Genomic DNA, 20,877 nt, shown 5'->3' with positions numbered 1-20,877 from the left:
AAAAATAAGAAAGCCACCTGTATGAGCAATGTCATAACCGGTGGCTTTCTTGTTATTTTACGGGTACAGCCTTTTTATCAGGCAGTAACAGTGATCTTCTCTTTCAGCATGGCACGTGCAGCAGCAGCGATGCCAGTCGCATCATAGCCACATTCACGGTGCAGTTCGTCTGGTTTACCATGTTCAACGATACGGTCAGGAATACCCAGCAGACGCACATCTGCCTTGTAACCGTTAGCGGCCATGAATTCCAGTACAGCGCTACCAAATCCGCCTGTTACAGCAGCATCTTCTACGGTGATGATCTTGTCAAACTGACTGAATATTTCGTGCAGCATGGCTTCATCCAGTGGTTTCACAAAACGCATATCGTAGTGGGCTGGTTGCAGACCGTCTGCCAGCAGTTCTTTGCAGGCTTCGGTGACAAAGTTGCCCGGATGACCCAGGGAGAGGATGGCAATATCTTTACCGTTACGCACTTTGCGGCCGGTTCCGACTTTGATCTCTTTAAATGGCTGTTTCCAGTCAGGCATTACACCTTGTCCTCTTGGATAACGGATCACAAAAGGATATTCCTGGGTAGGCAGCTGAGAAGTATACATCAGGTTGCGGAGTTCTTCTTCGTTCATCGGGGAACTGATGATCATGTTCGGAACGCAACGCATGAAAGCGATATCGTAAGCGCCATGGTGTGTAGGGCCGTCCTCTCCTACCAGACCTGCACGGTCCAGACAGAAAGTAACCGGCAGTTTCTGGATAGCCACATCATGTAAAGCCTGGTCATAGGCGCGCTGCATGAAGGAAGAGTAGATGTTACAGAATACGCGCATACCCTGTGTAGCCAGACCGGCGGAAAGGGTAACGGCATGCTGCTCACAGATACCAACGTCGAAAGCGCGGTCAGGCATTTTCTCCATCATAAATTTCAGGGAAGAGCCGGAAGGCATCGCCGGGGTGATACCCATGATATTCTTATTCTGCTCTGCCAGTTCGATGATGGTATGACCAAATACGTCCTGGTATTTTGGCGGCTGTGGTTTATCCACCGGTTTCTTAAAGATTTCGCCGGTGATTTTATCAAACAGGCCCGGAGCGTGCCAGGTGGTCTGGTCTTTCTCCGCCAGTGCATAGCCTTTACCCTTGGTGGTAACGATATGAAGCAGTTTTGGGCCGGGAATGTCTTTCAGATCCTGCAGGGTATCAACCAGTTTCACGATATTATGACCGTCGATCGGGCCGAAATAACGGAGTTTGAGCGATTCAAACAGGTTGCTGGAGCTGGAAACAACACCTTTCAGACCAGCTTCCAGTTTGGAGGCCATGTCACGGGTGAAGCGTTTACCTACAGGGAGTTTCCCCAGCAGGTTCCACACATCGTCGCGCAGTTTATTATAGGTAGGAGAAGTTGTGATGTCGGTCAGGTATTCTTTCAGTGCACCTACATTCGGGTCAATGGACATACAGTTGTCATTGAGAATGATCAGTACATTGGCATTGGCAACACCTGCATGATTGAGTGCCTCAAACGCCATACCTGCTGTCATGGCGCCATCACCGATGACGGCGATGTGCTGACGGTCGGTTTCACCTTTATATTTAGACGCCATCGCCATACCCAGGGCTGCTGAGATGGAGGTGGACGAGTGACCTACGCCAAAGGTGTCATACTCGCTTTCATCCCTTTTCGGGAAACCGCTGATACCGTGATATTTTCTATTGGTATGGAAAACGTCTCTTCTGCCGGTCAGGATTTTATGACCATAAGCCTGGTGACCTACGTCCCATACCAGCTGGTCATAAGGGGTATTAAAAACATAGTGTAGTGCGACAGACAGCTCCACCACTCCGAGGCTGGCTGCAAAGTGGCCACCGTGCACACTGACAACATCAATAATGAACTGGCGGAGTTCTTCACTTACTTCGTGCAGTTGCTCTTTACTGAGATTCCGCAGATCAGCAGGGGTTTCGATCTTGCCCAAAAGAGGGCCCGGCGTAATATTCATACTTTTTGATGCAGGATTTAAGTAAGCAAAAGTACAAATTCTGTGCTAATGTACAGTGATTCCATACATCAGCACATTTCGACATTCTTCAATGTAAGGTACCCACTCATAACATTTAGCCCCGGGCAGGCTAAGCACATCGGTATTTTTGAAATGTAGCAGTAGTTTACTAATTTTCAGATAGATGTTTAAACGAATATCAAGATATTGGTGGTGTCAGATCCTTGGCTGGACGGCTTATTCAGTAGTTAATCTGTTTTTTGCCTATTCCTTTGCCGGTTCCTTCGGATCTTACTTCCTGGTAAACCTGCTGGTCATTATGTTTTTCGGCATGGTGGCCACGCATCTGCTGCGGAGCATCATCAAGCGTCTGAACTGGTTCCAGTATAGCTTTGAGAGCCAGATGCTGCTTTTTTTCGCGTTGACGGTGAGTTCCGGGGTAATTATTTACGTGGGAAATACTATTGCCGGTAATCTTTACCGGTATTCCTGGCAACAAAGGGCTCTGACGGATCAGACGACACTGACCTTTCTGTTGCCGATCTTCCTGATCACCTCTATCTGGTGGCTGATTTACTTTGTGTGGCACTATATCGAACGCAGCAGGAACAGCCAGGTAGATAAGCTGAAACTGGAAAGTACCGTGAAGGAGCTGGAACTGAAAACGATCAAATCCCAGCTGAATCCACATTTCATATTCAATGCTTTAAATAGTATCAGGGCGCTGGTAGATGAGAACCCGCAAAGGGCCAGAACGGCCATCACGGAGCTGTCTAACATCCTGAGAAGTTCGATGCAGGTGGAAAAAGCGGAAACAGTGAACCTGGAAAACGAGTTGGATATAGTAAAAGATTACCTTGCACTGGAGAATATCAGGTTCGAAGAGCGCTTACGCGTGCAGTATGATATTGATCCTGAGACACTTGAGCTACCTATTCCCCCTATGATGCTGCAAACCCTGGTGGAAAATGCCATCAAACATGGTATTTCACGTACAGTCAGCGGCGGAACAGTGATAATAGGATCTCATGTAAGGGACACACACCACGAAATTACTATTGAAAATACGGGACAGATCGGAGGAGCTGCTACCACCGGACATGGTTTTGGCCTCCAGAGTACGAGACAGCGGTTGAGTCTGTTGTATGGTAATAAGGCATCATTTAACATTTATAATAAAAATGAGGAAACGGTGGAAGCCATTGTGCTGATGCCGTTGTTCTGATTATTGTATTTCGCGCCAAGTTTAAAAGTAGTTGCTCATGAAAAAAGCATTGATAATCGATGACGAACGCCTGGCCAGAAGCGAGCTGAAGAAATTACTGGCTGACCACCCTGAGATAGTCATTGTGGGAGAAGCCGTAAATGCAAAGGACGGACTGGAAAAAATTGAAACGCTGCATCCTGACCTGCTTTTCCTGGATATACAAATGCCGGATAAGACAGGCTTTGATTTGCTGGCCGAACTGGAAAAAGCACCACAGGTGATCTTTACCACTGCTTATGATGAGCATGCGCTGAAAGCATTTGAGTATAATGCGCTGGATTACCTGTTGAAACCTGTTGAGCCTAAAAGGCTGGCAGACGCCATTCACAAACTGCATCAGCAGGAAGAAAAGGAAAGACAGGCGGAAGCCGGTACGATCCGGACCATCCTTTCTGAGAATGACCAGGTATTTGTAAAGGACGGAGACCGCTGCTGGTTTGTCAAATTGCAGGAAATACGCCTTTTTGAAAGTGTAGGTAACTATGCGAGAGTGTATTTTGAAGGCAATAAACCTTTGATCCTGAAGTCATTGAATGCGCTGGAAGAGCGCCTGGACGAACGCACGTTCTTCAGGGCTAACAGAAAGCACATTGTGAACCTGCGGATGATCGAGAAAATAGACACCTATTTCAACGGAGGCCTGCTGCTGGAGATGCGTGGCGGTGAGAAGATAGAAGTGAGTCGCAGACAGGCAGTTAAGTTCAAGGAAATGATGAGCCTCTGAGGCGATATGAAGCTGAAAAGCGAAACGCTGATTACCGTATTGACTACGATGATCAGCGTTTCGCTTTTTTAAAGCATTTATTATTTTAACACAGGTGCAGCTGCGTGCACTGCATCGGCCATTTCTTTGATGAGTGAAGTTTCCTTCTCGATCGCATTACCTACGACTATGATATCAGCGCCTGCTTTACAGTTCAGGTAAGCCTTTTCTGCGTCGCGGATACCGCCGCCAACGATAATAGGAGCTGAAACCTGGCTGGCTACACGGGAGATCATACTTTCCGTGATCGGCTTACGGGCGCCGCTGCCGGCGTCCATAAATACTACTTTCATGCCCAGCATCTCGCCCGCCATTGCAGTACACATGGCAATGTCGTCTTTATCTGAAGGAATGGGAGTGGTATTACTGATATAAGATACAGTAGTCGGCGCGCCGCCGTCAATTAAGACATAACCGGTAGAAATAACTTCCAGGCCGCTCTTTTTAACGGCTGGAGCAGATAGTACGTGTTGTCCTATCAGCAATTCGGGGTTACGCCCTGAGATAACAGACAGGTAAAGCAATGCGTCGGCATAACGGGAGACCTGAGAGGGGCTGCCAGGGAATAACACCACAGGAATATCACAGAGTGTTTTAAACTGTTGTACGCATTCATCGAGGTGGTTGGTGATCACAAGACTACCGCCAAGGAATATATAATCCACCTTAGCTGCCGTACATTTCGCCGCAAGGTCTGCTATGTCAGCAGGATTTACCTTATCCGGATCAATCAGTACTGCGAACGACTTTATGCCCTTCGCTTTCCTATCGATAAAAGAATTGTATATTTTATTGTGCATTAAAATAGCATTGTTCCGGTTGTCGCAAATGTATAATTTTTTCGGTAATAAGCCACATTGTTAAATGAATATGCATATTATTCATTTTCTATTCGACCAAATTCCCATCCAGTAAGGGTTCTGTCCGTTTATAGTGCAATCTTCAGGCCATATATTCGTTCTAAAGAAATGGAAATAAAAAGATTAAAACACCATCATATCAAATAAAAATATACTTTTTTAACCCTCCAGTCAAGTACTTAAATGAGCGGATCCCTGTGTAAGGGGAAACTGGTAGGAAGATAATTCTACATACATTCTACATACAAAATGACTCTTTCGTGGACAGGCCCATCAATAAGTTCTGAGCGGTTTGTTAACGAATTTAGGAAAAAAGTACGAATAAGCGGAATTCAATACTGTTAAGGGATTGAGGCGTTGTGAGATTGCTGTCTTTGTTAACGATTTGTTATTGTGGCTTTAAAATTTCAAAGAAAAATAACATGCCCTTACATTTGTATTCAAATAGGGTTTTCATAGGATAGTAACAAATTGAGGGCGCCTTTCCAGGTGCCCTTACTCTTTTTACTCGGTACCGTTCTCACGGTTTTATTCAGTAAATGTTAATTTCTCCCCTTATCTGTCCGTTTCAGTATTCTCACGATTAGTTTTTTCATACAGTATTACAGTTGGCTCCGGTCAGTTTAATTTACAAATCCCCTTACGATGCTTTCGTGGTCATTTTAGCTTTATTTATATATATCCGTAAAAAGTCGTGTTTTGGATTTTTAACAATCCTTTATGTTTTTTACCAGCTTTGCAAAAATGGCGATGGTAAATTGAAGAATTTCAAATATTTAGGATCGCATCTATCTTGCAATAAATATTTATTATATTTGTTATTGTATTAATTTTATTATGGTTACTGTCCTATGAAGAACCAAATATTTCCTACAGGCGTGAATCATCATGCAATGTAAAATGACTCTCGAAAGCAATGGTTTATCCATTGCTTTTGTTTTTTAACCCTCTATCCTTCCCTCCCGCCGGACAATTAGTTTGGGATTTATAATTTGGATTTTGTATTTTTAGTCTTACAAATTTTTTACACTATGAAGAAGCTGTTGTTCCTGCTGTTGGTCTCCGTTGCCTCAGCCGCATCAGCAAGCGCAAATAGCGAAAAATGGAAGGACGAGGATAAAACCAAAGCCGGTAAAGAGAAAGAGAAGGAGAAAGACAAGGAGAAGGAAGGCGATAAGGCCGGAAATAAGAATGCTAATTGCGACGAGAAGACGGTAACTGTAACCAAAGTAACCCGCCCGACCAGGGTGGAAGAATACGTGTGGATGTTACCTAAGGATCAGGATGGTGATAAAATGTATGAAGAGGAGCTCAAAAAAGGTATCCTGGATCTCTATAAATGGTACCTGCAGAACGAATCCCGGATCAATAGCAATGAATTGTCGAAACTAACCGGCAACGAGCTGGCCTTTCCTTTCAAAGTAGATCCAAAGACCTTACAACAGTATTTTCAGTTCGTAAAGAATAATTTTCCAGGTTTGAGCGAGGATGACCTCTCCGATGGTTCCTCCGGCACTGTTAAAAAACAACCAGTTGCCAACCGTAAGAAATACGCGCCTGTCAGCCGTAGAGATGATATGGAGAGTCAGATGACCCTTCCTGTTAATAAATAAAAGTTTGCCTTGCCATAATGCATTTGGAGTTTAATTACAATAAGGAGGAGGTATTGAATGCATTACGCTATCATTTTTTGCAGCTGGGAGAAATAAAAGTATTCCGCAACACACTCTTCATCCTTTTGGCCTTCACACTGGCCGGATTTGCTTTTAAAATAGTAACAATAGGCGCCCTGATAGGGATTGTCTCAATGGTGGTACTCATCATTATGGTGTTCTGGTTCCTGCTGCCCGTTTCCATCTATAATAAGGCCGCTACCTTTAAAGACGATATCCACCTGAAATATTCAGAAGAAGGGATCACCATCTCCACCCGTAACAGTGAACAACAACGCCTGCTCTCCTGGAGCACTTTTACCCGGGTCGTAGAAGCCAAAAACTTCTTCTTCCTCTATCGTGGTAAAAAGAATTTTTTCCTCGTACCAACCAGCGCGTTCAAATCTGCCGACGCACACGAGGAGTTCAGCCGTCTGGCAAATGATCATATCAATTAAGTTTTACTGGTAAAATGGCCCTTTAACACCGGGACTGGATAAGTATGTCCGGGAAACAACCGTATGTGGTAAATAAGCCCCAAACAGCGTCTGAATAATATCCGTCAGCCTCGTCTCCTCCGTTAATATTGCCTCCTGATTACATGCCTGTAAAAAGGGCTTCATATTGTAGTTGCCTGACGTCATGCAGCCGCAGAAATCAGGCTTACCTTTGGGAATACTATGGCGATAGTATTAATATAGTCTGACTATACTCATCCAACGTTAATGCTCCGATAAAAAGGGAGCACTAACGAAGCATAACTATAGGTGTATTATCTCTTATACAAAGAAAAAGCCCCGGCTTGTGGCCGGGGCTCGGGATTTATGAGGATAGTTGTGTTCCTTAGTTTTTATCCCACCAGCTTTTGCTCTTTTTGGTATCACCTCCGATCGCATCAGCCGCCTTCTGGTAAGAATCCGCATTCTGTGTACGCTCACCCAAAGGATAAGTCAGACGGGATGGTACATATGGTACATTCTGGTCCAGAGAGCCTGAATATGGCGCTATGAACAATGAATCTCCATTCGGTTTTTTGAAGTCAAGACGCAGACGCTCAAACCATGCCTGGAATCCCTGCGGATACAGCGCCAGCCATTTCTGGGTACCGATCACATTTTTCCAGTCACCGGCAGTAAATGGTACTCCGGCAATGTATTCATCAATACCTGTTGTAATACCCCAGAATTCCATAGAAGCACGGATTCCTTTTTCGTAAAATGCCTGTGCCGGTTCTCCTACGTTCCAGGTCCTGGCGGCAGCTTCTGAGAGTATAAATGCTACCTCCGGATAAGTCATCAACAGCCCTGGCATAGTGTCCGAATAGATCCTTCTGCCAGGATAAGAGTAATTAGCGGGAGCTAACCTACCCGGATCATTTGCGCTTCTACCGTATTCAAGGCCTCTGATCAAGGTATCGGCAGGAGCTGGACGGGCGAATATCGGCAAGCGTGGATCGTTTACACTTTCCATGTAATCTACCAGTGTTTTACTCACAAAGAAATCAAGGATTTCCCTGTCCACATCACTCATGGGAAATTTATTAGGTGCTGCACCCAGATAATTAAATCTCGCGTTATCAGCATTGCTCTGCATGGCTGCCGCATAATTAGCCTCAATGATCGTTTTTGCCCTGTCTGGTGATACATCCGCAATACGGATCGCCAGTCGCAGCATCAGTGAATGCGCCAGTGTTTTCCATTTCGTCACGTTGCCGTTATATATTACATCACCGCCATCGAAAGTAGGCTGAGCCGGATCAAGTGCTGTAATCTGCTGGTTCAGTGTATCGATCAGAGAAGCGTAAATAGCCTGTTGATTGTCATAGGCAGGTGTAATATTATCACCTTCTTTTAATGCCTGTGAGTAAGGAATGTTTACATATGAATCCGTTAATACCTGATACAACCATACTTTTAGAATACCGGCAATGGCATTCTGATTTTTAGCAGCCGGATTATTACCCCGCTGATTATTGATTGTTATTATTCTATCAAGGCTGTGTAAGGATACATACATTGAATTCCAGAAAGCCGTATTGTTATTTTCATCAATAGCATACTGACTGTCATTCACCCTTGAATTGGCGGACCAGAACTGTGCATAGTGCATACCGATATAGCCATTCTGCAAAGTGCTGTACATAAAATCCATCGCATTTTTCTCAGCGCTGGTCAACAGATATGCAGGCTCTGACTCTGTAGGTTTGGTTGGATCGTGATTGATCTCATCCAGGTTTTTACATCCTGCCATCATCACAAAGATGAATAATACCGGCCATGCGTATATTAAGAATCTTTTTAACATTGAACTCAGTTTTAGAATGATACATTCAGGTTAACACCATAAGAACGCAGTGATGGTAAGGCACCACCTTCAATCCCCTGTATATTGGAAGAGGAGTTGATAATGTTCGAAGGGTCTACGTTTGGTGCATTGGATTTGATCAGCCAGAGGTTACGTCCGTACAGAGACACTCTTGCGGTCTGTGCGCCTACTTTTTTGAACCATCCTTCCGGCAGATTATAACCCAGTTTTACTTCACGCAGATAGATGTAGCTCGCATCGTACAGATTCGCTTTACTCAGATTTTTACCTTCGTTATTCTGGAAGTAGGTAGCTGCATCCAGCACTACATCATTTGGTTTGCCATCTTCAGTTACACCCTCTGCAATGATGCCTTTTTCTCTCACACCATTCGCAGCAGTGATATCCAGCAGACCGGAACCTTTACCATACATGTTTGTGTAAGAGAAGAAATCACCTCCGTGCTGGAAGTCAACCAGGGCAGACAGATAAATACCTTTATAAGTAAAGCTGTTGGTTACACCACCGGTGAAATCAGGGTAGGCGTTACCGATAGGAACAGGATTGTCAGTGATCTTGTACAGACCATCAGGTCCGACGATTTTACGGCCCTGTGCATCGTATACATAATCAGTTCCCAGTAAGGTACCCATTGGTTTACCTACATAAGCTGCTACAGACACTTTCGTTGTTCTTCGGTCTGTACCGATCAGCAATACAGGCAGTGAGCTGTTGTATTGCGGAATATCCAGGTCCAGCAGCTTGTTACGGTTACGGGCGATGTTAGCATTGATATCCCAACGGAAACCATTTTTCAGGCGAATCGGATTCAGGTTCAGTCCTATTTCCACACCACGGTTCTGTACAGAACCACCATTTACGATGGTGCTGGTAAAACCACTTGCAGAAGAGATCGGCAAAGGAATGATCTGATCTTTGGTGATCCTGTCATAGTAAGTAACATCCAGTCCGATATGATCATCCAGGAATTTCAGGGAGATACCTGTTTCGTATTCTCTCGTACGTTCCGGTTTTAGTGTCTTGTTGTATTTAACTGATGTCAGCTGTGTAGCCGGGAAGTTACCGAATGGAGGAATGAACTGGTAAGTATCATAGATCTGATACGGATCCGTATCACTACCTACCTGTGAAATACTTCCACGCAGTTTACCGAAGCTCAGCCATTTCCAGTCTTTCAGCAGATCTGAGAACACGAAGGATGCAGATGCTGAGGGGTAGAAATATGGATTGTTTTCACTGGCCAATGCAGAGCTCCAGTCAGCACGTCCGGTCAGTTCCAGGAACAGATAGTTTCTATAACCGAGAGACGCTGTTGCAAATCCGGAATTGATTTGTTTTTCGAAGAACTCATCAATCGGCTGTGCTGTCTGCACAGAGTTATTCAGATTATATACATCCCGGATGATCAGACCTCCTACAGTACTACCGCCGGTAGTCGTCCATTTACGATGCATGATATTACCACCTACTACCGCATTCAGTTTAAAGTCTTTACCAAAGTCTTTATTGATATTCGCAGTTAACTGATAGTTCATTTCTCTGGAAGTACGTACTCTTTTGATATAACCACCGATCAGATAATCTTTCGCAGATCTTTCCTCTTCGAGTGTATTGTAGTCATCCATGAATACACGGCCACTGATGCTCAGCCATTTTGCCACATCCCAATCGAGACCTGCATTACCGAATAAGCGGTTGCGGCTATCCGTTTCATAGTCCTTGTAACGGTTCCAGTATGGACCATTGCTGGAAGCTACAGCTGGATCACTCCATGATTTACGGTTCCAGGTGATTTGTGATCCGTCCTCATACTGATACTTCTTTTCACGTTCGATATCCAGCTGACGCTGTCCGTACATGGTGAACTGTAAAGTCGGGTTAGGACCTGTGAAACCTGTACCTGGACGAGCGTTTGCTTTGGTCGCGCTGTAGTTGATAGAGGCTACACCTTTCAATCCTTTTGCTACCTCATAGCCACCATTAAATGAGAAGTTATTACGACGCATTTCTGCATTCGGCAGGATAAAGTTTTGTGTCATATTACCATAGGACAATCTGAAGTAACCTTTATCATTGTTACCCGCCATGGCAATATTATTGGTGAGTGTGAACCCCGTTCTGTAGAAATCCCTCACGTTATTAGGATTCGCTGACCATGGCGCTGTTTTACCGAAATCAGGATTGCCCTTATTCTTATCCCATGACCAGTAGTGACGTACCTGACGACCATCTAATTTAGGTCCCCATGATGCATCATCATAATATTTTACCAGCAGGTCATAACGGCCTAATCCATTGTTGTCATCATATGTTGCTGCGCCTTCATTCAGGAAGCCTTCCGGATGCTGGTTGTAATAGAGTGTATCGAATTTACCACCGGTGCCACCACCATACTCGTTCTGGTATTTAGGCAATACATATACCTGATCTACCTGTGCATTGATGCTGTATGTTACACCAATACCACCGGAAGTTTCTGGGCGTTTCTTCGTAGTGATCAGCATGACACCGTTAGCACCGCGGCTACCGTACAGAGCCGTTGCGGCAGCACCTTTCAATACAGAGATGTTGTCGATATCTTCAGGGTTGATATCCTGGAGTGAGCTACCAAAATCGTAACCACCACCACCGTTGAGCTGACCGCCCTGATTAGTGTTGTTATTGATAAATGGTGTTCCGTCTACAACAACAAATGCGTTGTTATCTCCGAGAATGGATTTCACACCACGGATTGTGATCTTAGTGGAACCACCCATGGAACCCGTATTGCTGTTAACTTGCAGACCAGGTACTTTACCGGTCAGCGCATTTACGAAGTTGACTTCTTTTGCTTCCTGTACAGCGCTACCATTTACTTCTTCTACTGCATAACCGACAGCGCGTGTATTTTTTTGGATACCGAGTGCGGTCACAACCACTTCTTTCAACTCTTTCTTACCAGCTGAGGCAGGTGCGAGATTCACTGCGAGTGGTTCTTGCGAGTCAAGTGGAATGGACTGTTCTGCGAATCCCACGGAGGAAATTTTGATAGTATCTTTCAAAGAAGCCTTTAGTGTAAAGGTACCATCAATACCAGCTGCTACACCCTGTTTAGTGCTGAGATTGACAACCTGAGCACCAGGAATAGCTGCTCCTCCGGCCTCTTTCACTGTGCCTTTCAGGTTGAACTGACCGGTTGTCTGCTTGATCGTGTTAGGATCGGCAGGTAATATCAATGCAGTGTCACTTTTAGGTTTTGTTGTTGTGTCTTTAGCAGCAGCAGTACGTGTACTGTCCGTGCGGGATGCTGAAGAAGAATCCTGCTTTGGCTTGCTGGTATCTGCATTTGGCGTGATCACAACAGGAGACGCAGTAGCCGGGGCACTGGTATCTTTTGTTTGTTTGCCGGAAGTATCTTTCGCGGCAGCGTTCGGTGTAATGACTACCGGAGATGCAGCAGCAGGCTTTGCAGTATCCTTCGTCTGTTTACCAGAAGTATCTTTTGAAGATGACGAAGGTGTAATAACTACCGGACTGGTAGTGGGTTTTACAGTGGTATCTTTCTGTTGAAAGGCTGTAATTGCGGGCTGATATTTACTTAGCTCAGCGCTGGTTTCGTAAAAAGAGTGGTTAACGCTTGTGTTTGCCTTCGTGGGTTTTACACTACAGAAAAAGGCAAAGCACAGCCACAACCAGTTGAGTACATGGCTTCTCATCTTATATAGTAAGATTTGGTTACAAATTTTTTTGAAGCAGGGGCAGCTGCTTCTATCTATATTGCTATGATAACTTCGATATCGTCTCTGCTAACTATAATACAACGTAATCGCCTTTCACAATGAGCCTGCAACTGATTTATTTCCGATATATGAAGAAAACAGTGCTCATTCATCTCATCAGTTGGCAGTCCATACCTGTGCCTGCAATGCGTAGGTATAGCTATCCGGCGTAAATTGTACATTTCGTTTTTATGCTAGCTTAGATGAAAATAGAGGATGCAACAGCCATTCATCATTTGTCCCTTCCCTGTATTATACGGCACGACATGCCAGGGCATGGTCTTCCGCTACAAGAGCAATCCCTTCTATTGCGCTGTATATCAAACACCTTGCCAATGGCATACTCTAAAAAGACTTGCTGGTACTGAGTATTGCTAGTTAAAGTAATCTGCGATAAGCTTATCTACAGATTTAATTGTGAGCATTTCATCTTTAATCGTGAGGGCATTGGGGTGAGTATCGGTACATATCACCCGTTTGATAATACCACTTTGTTTGATCTTATTAAAGCCATTTCCGGCAAAAATTCCGTGAGTAGTGATAACGGCTATTTCTGAAGCACCTGCCTGTAAATAGGCTTCTGCTGCGTTTATAAGCGATCCTCCTGTACGGATCATGTCATCATAGATGATCACCAGTTTATCCTGTACATCGGCACTGATCGCCGTGATATGTGTTTCTTCTCCGGAGAGGCGTTTTTTAAATACGAATGCTGCTGATACATGCAGATCATTGGCGAGGGATTCTACCCATTTCGCACGACCGGCATCTGTGCTGGCCAGCACAAAAGGTCTGTCGCCGGCTATTTCAAGCGCCGCTTCTTTTACCAGGTCTTTCCCGTAAAGATGTACAGGACGTATACTATTCTCAAAGTAGTAGGTAATGCCATCCACATGAAGATCCAGCATCAGTATTTTATTCCCCGATGTGGTGGGCGGAAGTGTCGAAAACAGGATTGCCCTGGTCTTTGCCTTCACAATCTCTCCTGATTTTACCGCTCTTTCCATTGTGGAATAACCGAAAAACGGAATGACGATATTGACAGCGCACGCGCCTTCCTGGATACAGCCATGCGCAATATCAAAAAGTTCTAATGTCTCCTTGTCATCGATCGTACCTCCCAGTAATATCACTTCTTTGTTGGTGACATTGGAATTGATACGGTGATAATGTTCCCCATCAGGAAAATCCCGGATATCCAATTTCCCTTCTTCCCATTCCGGAACAAGCGTCAATAATCTGTCTTTCAGATACTGATAACGTTGAGTTGCAAACAAGATCCTGTGAGGCATAGTCTTTGAAATAAGGATTAAAGATAATAATATACTTTTTATATAACAGATTATCAAGGCGTATGATCGGGAATTTATTGTCAATTCATAAGGAAGAGACCGTTTATTAGAAATAAAAATCCTAAGTTTATTGCTTGTTCCTATAACTGTGGGACTGTAGTCTGTCGAACGAGAACTATTTTTTAACTTTTCATTTGCGCTGGGAAAATTAATTTTGAGCGATGCCTAGACGATTCATACAACTTTCCGGTAGCATCGGAGCACTGTTTTTGTACCTGTTATTCTTTCTGCAGCACGCAAGCGCGCAGGTAAGGGTGTCGGGTATGGTAGCTGAAGCTGATAGCAGAACAGGTGTACCGGGGGTTACCATTCTTAATAAAACTTCACGTTCAGGCGTTGTCAGCAACGAAAGCGGTCGTTTTGCCATAGATGCAATGCCAGGCGATACCCTGGAATTCTCTATGTTAGGTTACTACAAAAAGGATATCAACGTTCCCACTACTTCTATGTTTATCAATGTCTATATGACCCGTCAGGTGATCGGTCTGACTGAACATAAAGTAATTGGAAAGGATCATACAAAGGATTCACTAGCCACACGTGAGGAGTATGGTAAATACTTCAATTACCATAAACCAGGCGCTGTTGATGTGCTTAAAACGCTGCCTTCCAACCCGATTACTGCTCTGACTTATCTTGTGCCCAGTAAGACGCGTAAGCGTAAAGAGCACTTCCAGGAGCAGCTGGTATACTGGGAGAAAGAGAAATATATTGACGATAGATATAGCCCTGAACTTGTAGAAAGGATGACGAAGCTGAGCGGCGATGAACTGGATACCTTTATGCTGCGTTACAGACCCGGTTATCAGTTCTTAAAGGAGGCCACAGATTATGACCTGATGTTGTTCATTAAGGAAAATTTCAAGCATTATCAGCTGGATAAAGCGGCTCCTCCTGCGGCGAAGAAGCCTGACGAAGAATAACAACACATTATTCAATAAATAGAAAGAGGCTGTCCTCCATATGGGGGGCAGCCTCTTCTTCGTTTATAAGTGTTACGCATCCACTTTCTTTATTTCACCAGCATACCATTTAATCTCAGTAGCTGTGTTTCCGCCAGTTTGATATTGTACCGTGCATTGATCAGGCGGTTGTAAGCATCTTCTAGACTCTGTTGTGCTTCTTTCATTTCTATCACCGTGCTTACCCCTTGTCTGAATCGTTCCATCGCTACCATCACGTTTTCTCTGGCTAATCCAAGGTTCTCGTCTTCCAGTGTTACGGCTGTTTTATAATATTCATAATCCTTGAAAGCGCTGATCAGGGAAAGGTCAACAATTGTACGGGTGTTATCCAGTGCCAGTTGCTGATAATTTACATTCAGTTTTGCCGCATTCACCTGTCTTCTTACATTCAATCCGTTGAAAATCGGAATCGTTGCAGAAAATCCATAACTCACGACGCCATTCTGGTTATACACCGGACTGAATGAGTTGGTGGCTGCGTTGGAATTAACGCGGGAATAGTTGTATGCAGAGTTGAAGTTGATCACAGGGAAATAATCTCCTTTGCTTTCCTTCAATTGCAGTTGTGATACAGTCAGGTTCTGCTGTGCCACTTTAATCCCGGTGTTTTTCTCTAACGCCTGTTGTCTTAATCCGCCGTAGGAAAGATCCATATTCAGTGGAATGGTATCCATCACATCGTATTGTGTATTGCCTGCTTCAACGGCCATCAGCTGATTCAATGTGGCCTTACTCTGTTCGATTAAGGTTTGCTGACGCAGATAGGACGCCTTGAGCGCATTGTAGTCTACCTTAGACTGTAACCAGTCTGTCTTTGGTCCCAGACCAGTCTGGAACTTGGCATCTGACAGTTTCACTCTTTCTTCTGATATAGACAGTTGTTCTGAGAGATTACGCAATTGTTGTTTCTGTTGTACAACGTTGTAATAGCCGGCAATGACATTGGCGACTGTGTTGATCACCTGGTCTTTTACGGCCAGTTCACCGAGATCGCGCAGCGACTCCAGTTTTTGTCTGGTAGCAAACATCTTCAAACCATCAAACAGTGTCCATGCAAGACTCACGTTTGCACTTAAAGTGCTGGCGCGGATACCGGAAGTATCACGTTTACTGCCGTTGGCGAATTCCTGTTTGGTCTGCGTAGCATTCCATACTTTATTGGCGGTTCCGTTCACACGCGGTGCAAAGGCGAGATTAGCATATGCATAATCATTTGCAGTGATAGCTGCATCACTTTTTGCAAGACGGATATCATAGTTGTTCTTCAATGCGACATCTATTGCCTGTTCCGGCGTCAGTATCTGCTGTGCATGTGCAGCAGAACAAAGCAGCAAAGAGAGATATAAAAGTGTTCGTTTCATGTAGTTGCTGATAATTTATGCGTGCACAGAGGCTGTCTCCTCTTCTTCTTCTTCACTTTTTCTTTCTGCCGCAGGTTTTCTTCTGGACAGGAAAGTATACATCGCCGGAATTACGAATAAGGTCAGGATCAGTGAGAATATGATACCACCCACAATCACGATACCCAGCGGGATGCGGCTGGTAGCCGCAGCACCTAATGACATGGCGATCGGCAATGCACCGAGGGCCATCGCAAGGCTGGTCATAAGGATAGGACGCAGACGCATAGCAGATGCTTCCACTACTGCTTTTGCCTTGGACATACCTTCATCACGTTTGTGGTTGGCAAATTCCACGATCAGGATACCATTTTTCGTAACAAGCCCTATCAGCATAATTACACCGATCTGGGAGAAGATGTTCCAGGTCTGACCAAATATCCACAATGACAGCAATGCACCTGCGAATGCCAGCGGTACCGTCAGCATGATGATAAACGGATCGACCCAGCTTTCAAACTGGGCGGCCAGTACGAGGTAGATCAGTACCAGTGCCAGTATCAGTGCGAACATAGTGTTGGAACCGCTTTCTGCATAGTCACGCGATGATCCGGCCAGCGCTGAAACATAGTTGTCATTTAATACACCCTGCTGTTTCAGTTTGTCGTAGATAGCATACATCGCGTTGATACCATCTCCGATCGTTTTACCAGGTGCAAGACTCGCAGATACGGTGGCGGATTTATAACGGTTAAAGTGATAGATGATCGGCGGACTGGTTTCCTCATCGATCGTTACCACGTTGTCGAGCTGAATCGCTTCTCCACGGCTGTTACGTACATAGATGTTCTGCAGGTCGGTTGGTTTATCGCGTGCTCCACGGAATACCTGTCCCATTACCTGGTATTGCTTACCATTACGGATGAAATAGCCGTAACGGAGGTTACTCAGTGCGAGCTGTAAGGTTTGTGAAATATCATCAACAGATACGCCCAGTTCACTTGCTTTCGCACGATTGATCTGGATACGGAGTTCTGGTTTGTTGAACTTCAGGTCCACGTCGATTGCAGCAAACGTCGGGTTGTTATTTGCTTCTTCCAGAAACTTCGGCAGTACGGAGGAAAGACTGTCAAAGTTAATATGTTGTAGTACGAACGATACCGGCAGACCGCCACGACGTCCTACCTGGATCGTCTGTTGTTCGATCGCAAATACTTTACCTTCCGGGAAGCGGAACATGTTCTTGTTCACCATATTCACGATCTCCTTCTGCGAACGTTGACGTTCGTTAGGTTCGGTCAGTACGACGTTGGCAAAACCGGAGTTAACAGCGCCACCGCCAAAGCCCGGAGATGTCACGGAAATGAGGATCTTCTTCTCAGGGATGGAGTCTACCATGAACTGTGTGAGACGGTTCATATAGGTTTCCATATAGTCAAAGGAAGTTCCTTCCGGTGCGCTGATAGACAGGCGGAACTGGCTACGGTCTTCAATGGGCGCCAGTTCTGATTGGAGATTTGTGAACATGATCCGGATCATCGCAAGACAGATCAATACGATCAGCGTCGCCATCCAGCGGATCTTCATAAATGCTTCCAGCGCACGCTCATAGCCAGATTCCATTCCGGTGAAGAATGGTTCTGTCTTTTCATAAAACCAGGAGTGTTTATGTGTTTTACGACCCAGTTTTACGTTGAGTACGGGTGTGAGCGTCAGGGATACAAATGCGGAGATCAATACAGCGCCTGCTACCACGATACCGAATTCACGGAACAATCGTCCTACGAAACCCTGTAAGAATACGATCGGAAGGAATACGAATGCAAGTGTAATAGATGTGGCGATCACCGCAAAGAAGATTTCTTCAGAACCTTCTTTTGCCGCTTTCATACGCGGCATACCGGCTTCGATTTTTTTATAGATATTTTCCGTGACCACGATACCATCATCCACCACCAGACCGGTAGCGAGTACGATCGCCAGCAGGGTCAGGATATTGATGGTAAATCCGCAGACGTACATGATAAAGAATGCGGCAATGAGTGACACAGGGATATCCACCAAAGGACGGAAGGCCATGAGCCAGTCGCGGAAGAAGAGATAAATGATGATGATCACAAGACCGAGTGCGATGATCAGTGTTTCTTCCACCTCCTCGATGGATTTGCGGATAAACTTCGTGTTATCGATCGCGATATCGGTGGTGATATCATCCGGCAAATCTTTCTTTAACTGTTCATAACGTTTATAGAATTCGTCTGTGATGGCCACATAGTTTGAACCTGGTTGTGGCGTGAGTGCCAATGCGATCATCGGTACGCCTGATTCTTTCAGGATGGTTTCTTCGTTTTCCGGTCCGAGTATGGCCTGACCGATATCACGGAAGTGGATTACTTTACCGTTGTCATTTTTGATGATAAGGTTGTCGAAATCTTCTTCTGTATTCAGACGGCCAAAGGTACGTACGGTCAGTTCAGTTGCATTACCGGCGATCTTACCGGAGGGCAGTTCCACGTTCTCACGTGAGAGAGCAGCCTGTACATCACCTGGCGTGAGGCTGTAGGCCGATAGACGGGCAGGGTCCATCCAGAGGCGCATGGCAAATTTCTTTTCACCAAGGATACGGATGGAGCTGACACCGGGAATGGTTTGTAATCTTTCGAGCAATACGTTGTTGGCGTATTCGGTTACTTCGAGCTGGTTACGGATGTTACTCTGTACTGTCATGGACAGGATATAATCAGAGTTAGCATCTTCTTTCGAAACAACAGGCGGCGCGTCGATATCCGGCGGCAAACTACGAAGTGCCTGAGATACTTTGTCGCGCACGTCGTTAGCCGCAGCTTCAAGGTCAATACTTAGTTCAAATTCAACCGTGATATTGCTGGAACCCTGGCTGCTGCTGGAGGATATATTTTTGATACCCGCGATGCCATTGATGGATTTCTCCAGCGGTTCGGTGATCTGGGTTTCGATAATATCGGAGTTGGCGCCGGCGTAGGAAGTACGCACGTTCACGATAGGCGGGTCAATAGCGGGGAAGTCCCTTACCCCCAGGAAATTGAATCCCACCAGGCCGAATATCACAATAATGATATTCATCACGATAGCAAATACGGGACGTTTAAGAGAGAGTGAAGGAAGGCTCATAATCTATAGCTTTAATTGTCCGGAGGCCTATTTAACGTCATTGTATTTAAGCACCAGTCCTGGTTTGATCTGCATAATACCACTGGTGATCACGGTGTCACCTACGTTGAGTCCGCTGGTGATCTGTACATTGTCTGCATTGCGGATGCCTGTCTCTACTACTACAAATTTCGCTTTTCCGCTGTCAGCGATCGCTACTTTTTTATCACGCGTACCAGGTATTACGGCCTGGGTAGGAATCATGATAGCGTCGGGCATATTTTTCAGTGCGATGAGTACACGTGCAAAGGCGCCTGGCAGCAATTTACCGGCATTAGGAACGATCGCCCTGATCCTGATGGTACGCGTAGACAGATCGATTTTCGGATCGAGGGCATAGATATTACCCTTATACGTCTGGTTATCGCCGGCTACTTTGAAATCTACCACATCACCCTGTGCGATAGCTGTACGGTACTTTTCCGGTACGGAGAAGTCTACTTTCAGGGGATCTATCTGCTGGAGGGTGGTAATAACTGTAGCAGGTGTAACGATAGCGCCGAGGCTGACATTCCGGAGGCCGAGGCGACCGGAGAATGGTGCGCGGAGTTCCGTTTTCTGCAGCTGAGTACGGGTATATTCGATATCAGCGCCATAAGCGCTTACCTGGTTACGGGTAACGTCGACGTCCTGGCGGCTGATACCATTTATTTTAAGGAGATTTTCCTGTCTTTCGAGTGTGGTTTTAGCCAGTTCACGTTGTAATTCCAGCTTCTGCAGCTGGGCTTTCAGGTCTTCGTCATAGATTTTCACCAGCAGGGCGCCTTTGGCCACCTGGGTACCTTCTTTAAAGAAGAGTCCTGTAACACGACCGGTAATTTCTGCCTGTACCTGCACTTCTTCATTGCTTTGCAGGGTTCCGCTCGCTTCTATCGTCTCGTTCAGAGAACTGGTCTTTACAACATAGTAGTCCACGAGGAGGTTTTTCGGGCCTCCGCCACCTTTCGCATTTGATTTTTCAGGAGCATTTTCCCCTTTTTTCCCTGGAGCATTCACTCTGTTAATGATAAAACCGACAATGACAGCAGCCACTATCAGGAATAAAACAGTTGTCAGGATCTTCTTATTGCCAGCCATGAGCTTGTATTGGTTTAATATAGACGGGATAAATCCGGGCAAATTTAATAAATGGGATTGCTGCGACGATGGCCGCAGTGTTAATTAAAGTTAATTGTGTTTTATCGGTATATAGGTGGCAGATTAGGCTGTTGAGTGGCAATTTGTGTTTATTGTGCTGTCAACTGCATATATATAGGTGTGTGTCTGTGCGACAGGAGGGGCTTTTTGGACGGAAAAGGACTTTTGCCGGTTTAAATAATAGGGCTTGGAATCCTTTGTGGTAGGGAGTTTTGGGCGTCTACAACTAAAGTCTAGGGTGTAAAATTTGTATGCTTTCTTGTCAA

13 protein-coding genes are annotated in these 20,877 nt (G+C 45.2%); 5 read left to right on the top strand and 8 right to left on the bottom strand.

Annotated elements, in window-relative coordinates:
* Positions 1-77: 77 nt before the first annotated feature.
* Complete coding sequence (gene dxs / locus CPIN_RS01855; RefSeq protein WP_012788051.1) at positions 78-2,003, bottom strand: 1-deoxy-D-xylulose-5-phosphate synthase; 1,926 nt, start codon at positions 2,001-2,003, stop codon at positions 78-80.
* Positions 2,004-2,187: 184 nt separating this feature from the next.
* Here dxs and CPIN_RS01850 point away from each other — a divergent pair, with 184 nt between their 5' ends.
* Together CPIN_RS01850 and CPIN_RS01845 are read left to right on the top strand one after the other, a co-directional pair.
* Entirely contained in the window at positions 2,188-3,228 is a 1,041-nt protein-coding gene (locus CPIN_RS01850; protein ID WP_012788050.1) for a sensor histidine kinase, read from the top strand.
* Between the two features lie 37 nt (positions 3,229-3,265).
* Positions 3,266-3,994 (top strand): LytR/AlgR family response regulator transcription factor, encoded by a 729-nt coding sequence (locus CPIN_RS01845; RefSeq protein WP_012788049.1) that lies wholly within the window; start codon positions 3,266-3,268, stop codon positions 3,992-3,994.
* 80 nt (positions 3,995-4,074) lie between these two features.
* Here CPIN_RS01845 and CPIN_RS01840 read toward each other — a convergent pair whose 3' ends face one another.
* Entirely contained in the window at positions 4,075-4,833 is a 759-nt protein-coding gene (locus CPIN_RS01840) for a phosphoglycerol geranylgeranyltransferase (RefSeq protein ID WP_012788048.1), read from the bottom strand.
* Between the two features lie 1,091 nt (positions 4,834-5,924).
* Here CPIN_RS01840 and CPIN_RS01835 point away from each other — a divergent pair.
* Both CPIN_RS01835 and CPIN_RS01830 read left to right on the top strand, forming a co-directional pair.
* A complete protein-coding gene (locus tag CPIN_RS01835) occupies positions 5,925-6,506 on the top strand; it encodes a hypothetical protein (RefSeq protein ID WP_012788047.1) in 582 nt (193 codons plus the stop codon).
* A gap of 17 nt (positions 6,507-6,523) precedes the next feature.
* Entirely contained in the window at positions 6,524-7,003 is a 480-nt protein-coding gene (locus CPIN_RS01830) for a YcxB family protein (protein WP_012788046.1), read from the top strand.
* Positions 7,004-7,388: 385 nt separating this feature from the next.
* Here CPIN_RS01830 and CPIN_RS01825 read toward each other — a convergent pair whose 3' ends face one another.
* The 3 genes from CPIN_RS01825 to prs all read right to left on the bottom strand — a co-directional run bounded on the left by CPIN_RS01825 (position 7,389) and on the right by prs (position 13,920).
* Positions 7,389-8,849, bottom strand: coding sequence for a SusD/RagB family nutrient-binding outer membrane lipoprotein (locus CPIN_RS01825; RefSeq protein ID WP_012788045.1), 1,461 nt, complete (start codon positions 8,847-8,849; stop codon positions 7,389-7,391).
* Between the two features lie 11 nt (positions 8,850-8,860).
* A complete protein-coding gene (locus CPIN_RS01820; RefSeq protein WP_012788044.1) occupies positions 8,861-12,565 on the bottom strand; it encodes a SusC/RagA family TonB-linked outer membrane protein in 3,705 nt (1,234 codons plus the stop codon).
* Positions 12,566-13,002: 437 nt separating this feature from the next.
* Entirely contained in the window at positions 13,003-13,920 is a 918-nt protein-coding gene (gene prs / locus CPIN_RS01815; protein ID WP_012788043.1) for a ribose-phosphate diphosphokinase, read from the bottom strand.
* A gap of 221 nt (positions 13,921-14,141) precedes the next feature.
* On the opposite strand from prs, the gene CPIN_RS36250 reads away from it, so the two are divergent.
* A complete protein-coding gene (locus CPIN_RS36250) occupies positions 14,142-14,903 on the top strand; it encodes a carboxypeptidase-like regulatory domain-containing protein (RefSeq protein WP_012788042.1) in 762 nt (253 codons plus the stop codon).
* Between the two features lie 89 nt (positions 14,904-14,992).
* Here CPIN_RS36250 and CPIN_RS01805 read toward each other — a convergent pair whose 3' ends face one another.
* The 3 genes from CPIN_RS01805 to CPIN_RS01795 are packed head-to-tail and all read right to left on the bottom strand — an operon-like array spanning position 14,993 to position 20,551.
* Entirely contained in the window at positions 14,993-16,306 is a 1,314-nt protein-coding gene (locus CPIN_RS01805; RefSeq protein WP_012788041.1) for a TolC family protein, read from the bottom strand.
* A gap of 15 nt (positions 16,307-16,321) precedes the next feature.
* Complete coding sequence (locus CPIN_RS01800) at positions 16,322-19,435, bottom strand: efflux RND transporter permease subunit (protein WP_012788040.1); 3,114 nt, start codon at positions 19,433-19,435, stop codon at positions 16,322-16,324.
* A gap of 27 nt (positions 19,436-19,462) precedes the next feature.
* Positions 19,463-20,551, bottom strand: a complete 1,089-nt coding sequence (locus CPIN_RS01795) for an efflux RND transporter periplasmic adaptor subunit (protein ID WP_012788039.1) — start codon at positions 20,549-20,551, stop codon at positions 19,463-19,465.
* Between the last annotated feature and the right edge of the window lie 326 nt (positions 20,552-20,877).

The organism is Chitinophaga pinensis DSM 2588 (genome assembly GCF_000024005.1).
Classification (GTDB): Bacteria; Bacteroidota; Bacteroidia; order Chitinophagales; family Chitinophagaceae; genus Chitinophaga; species Chitinophaga pinensis.
This window is presented reverse-complemented; position numbering and strand designations above follow the sequence as displayed.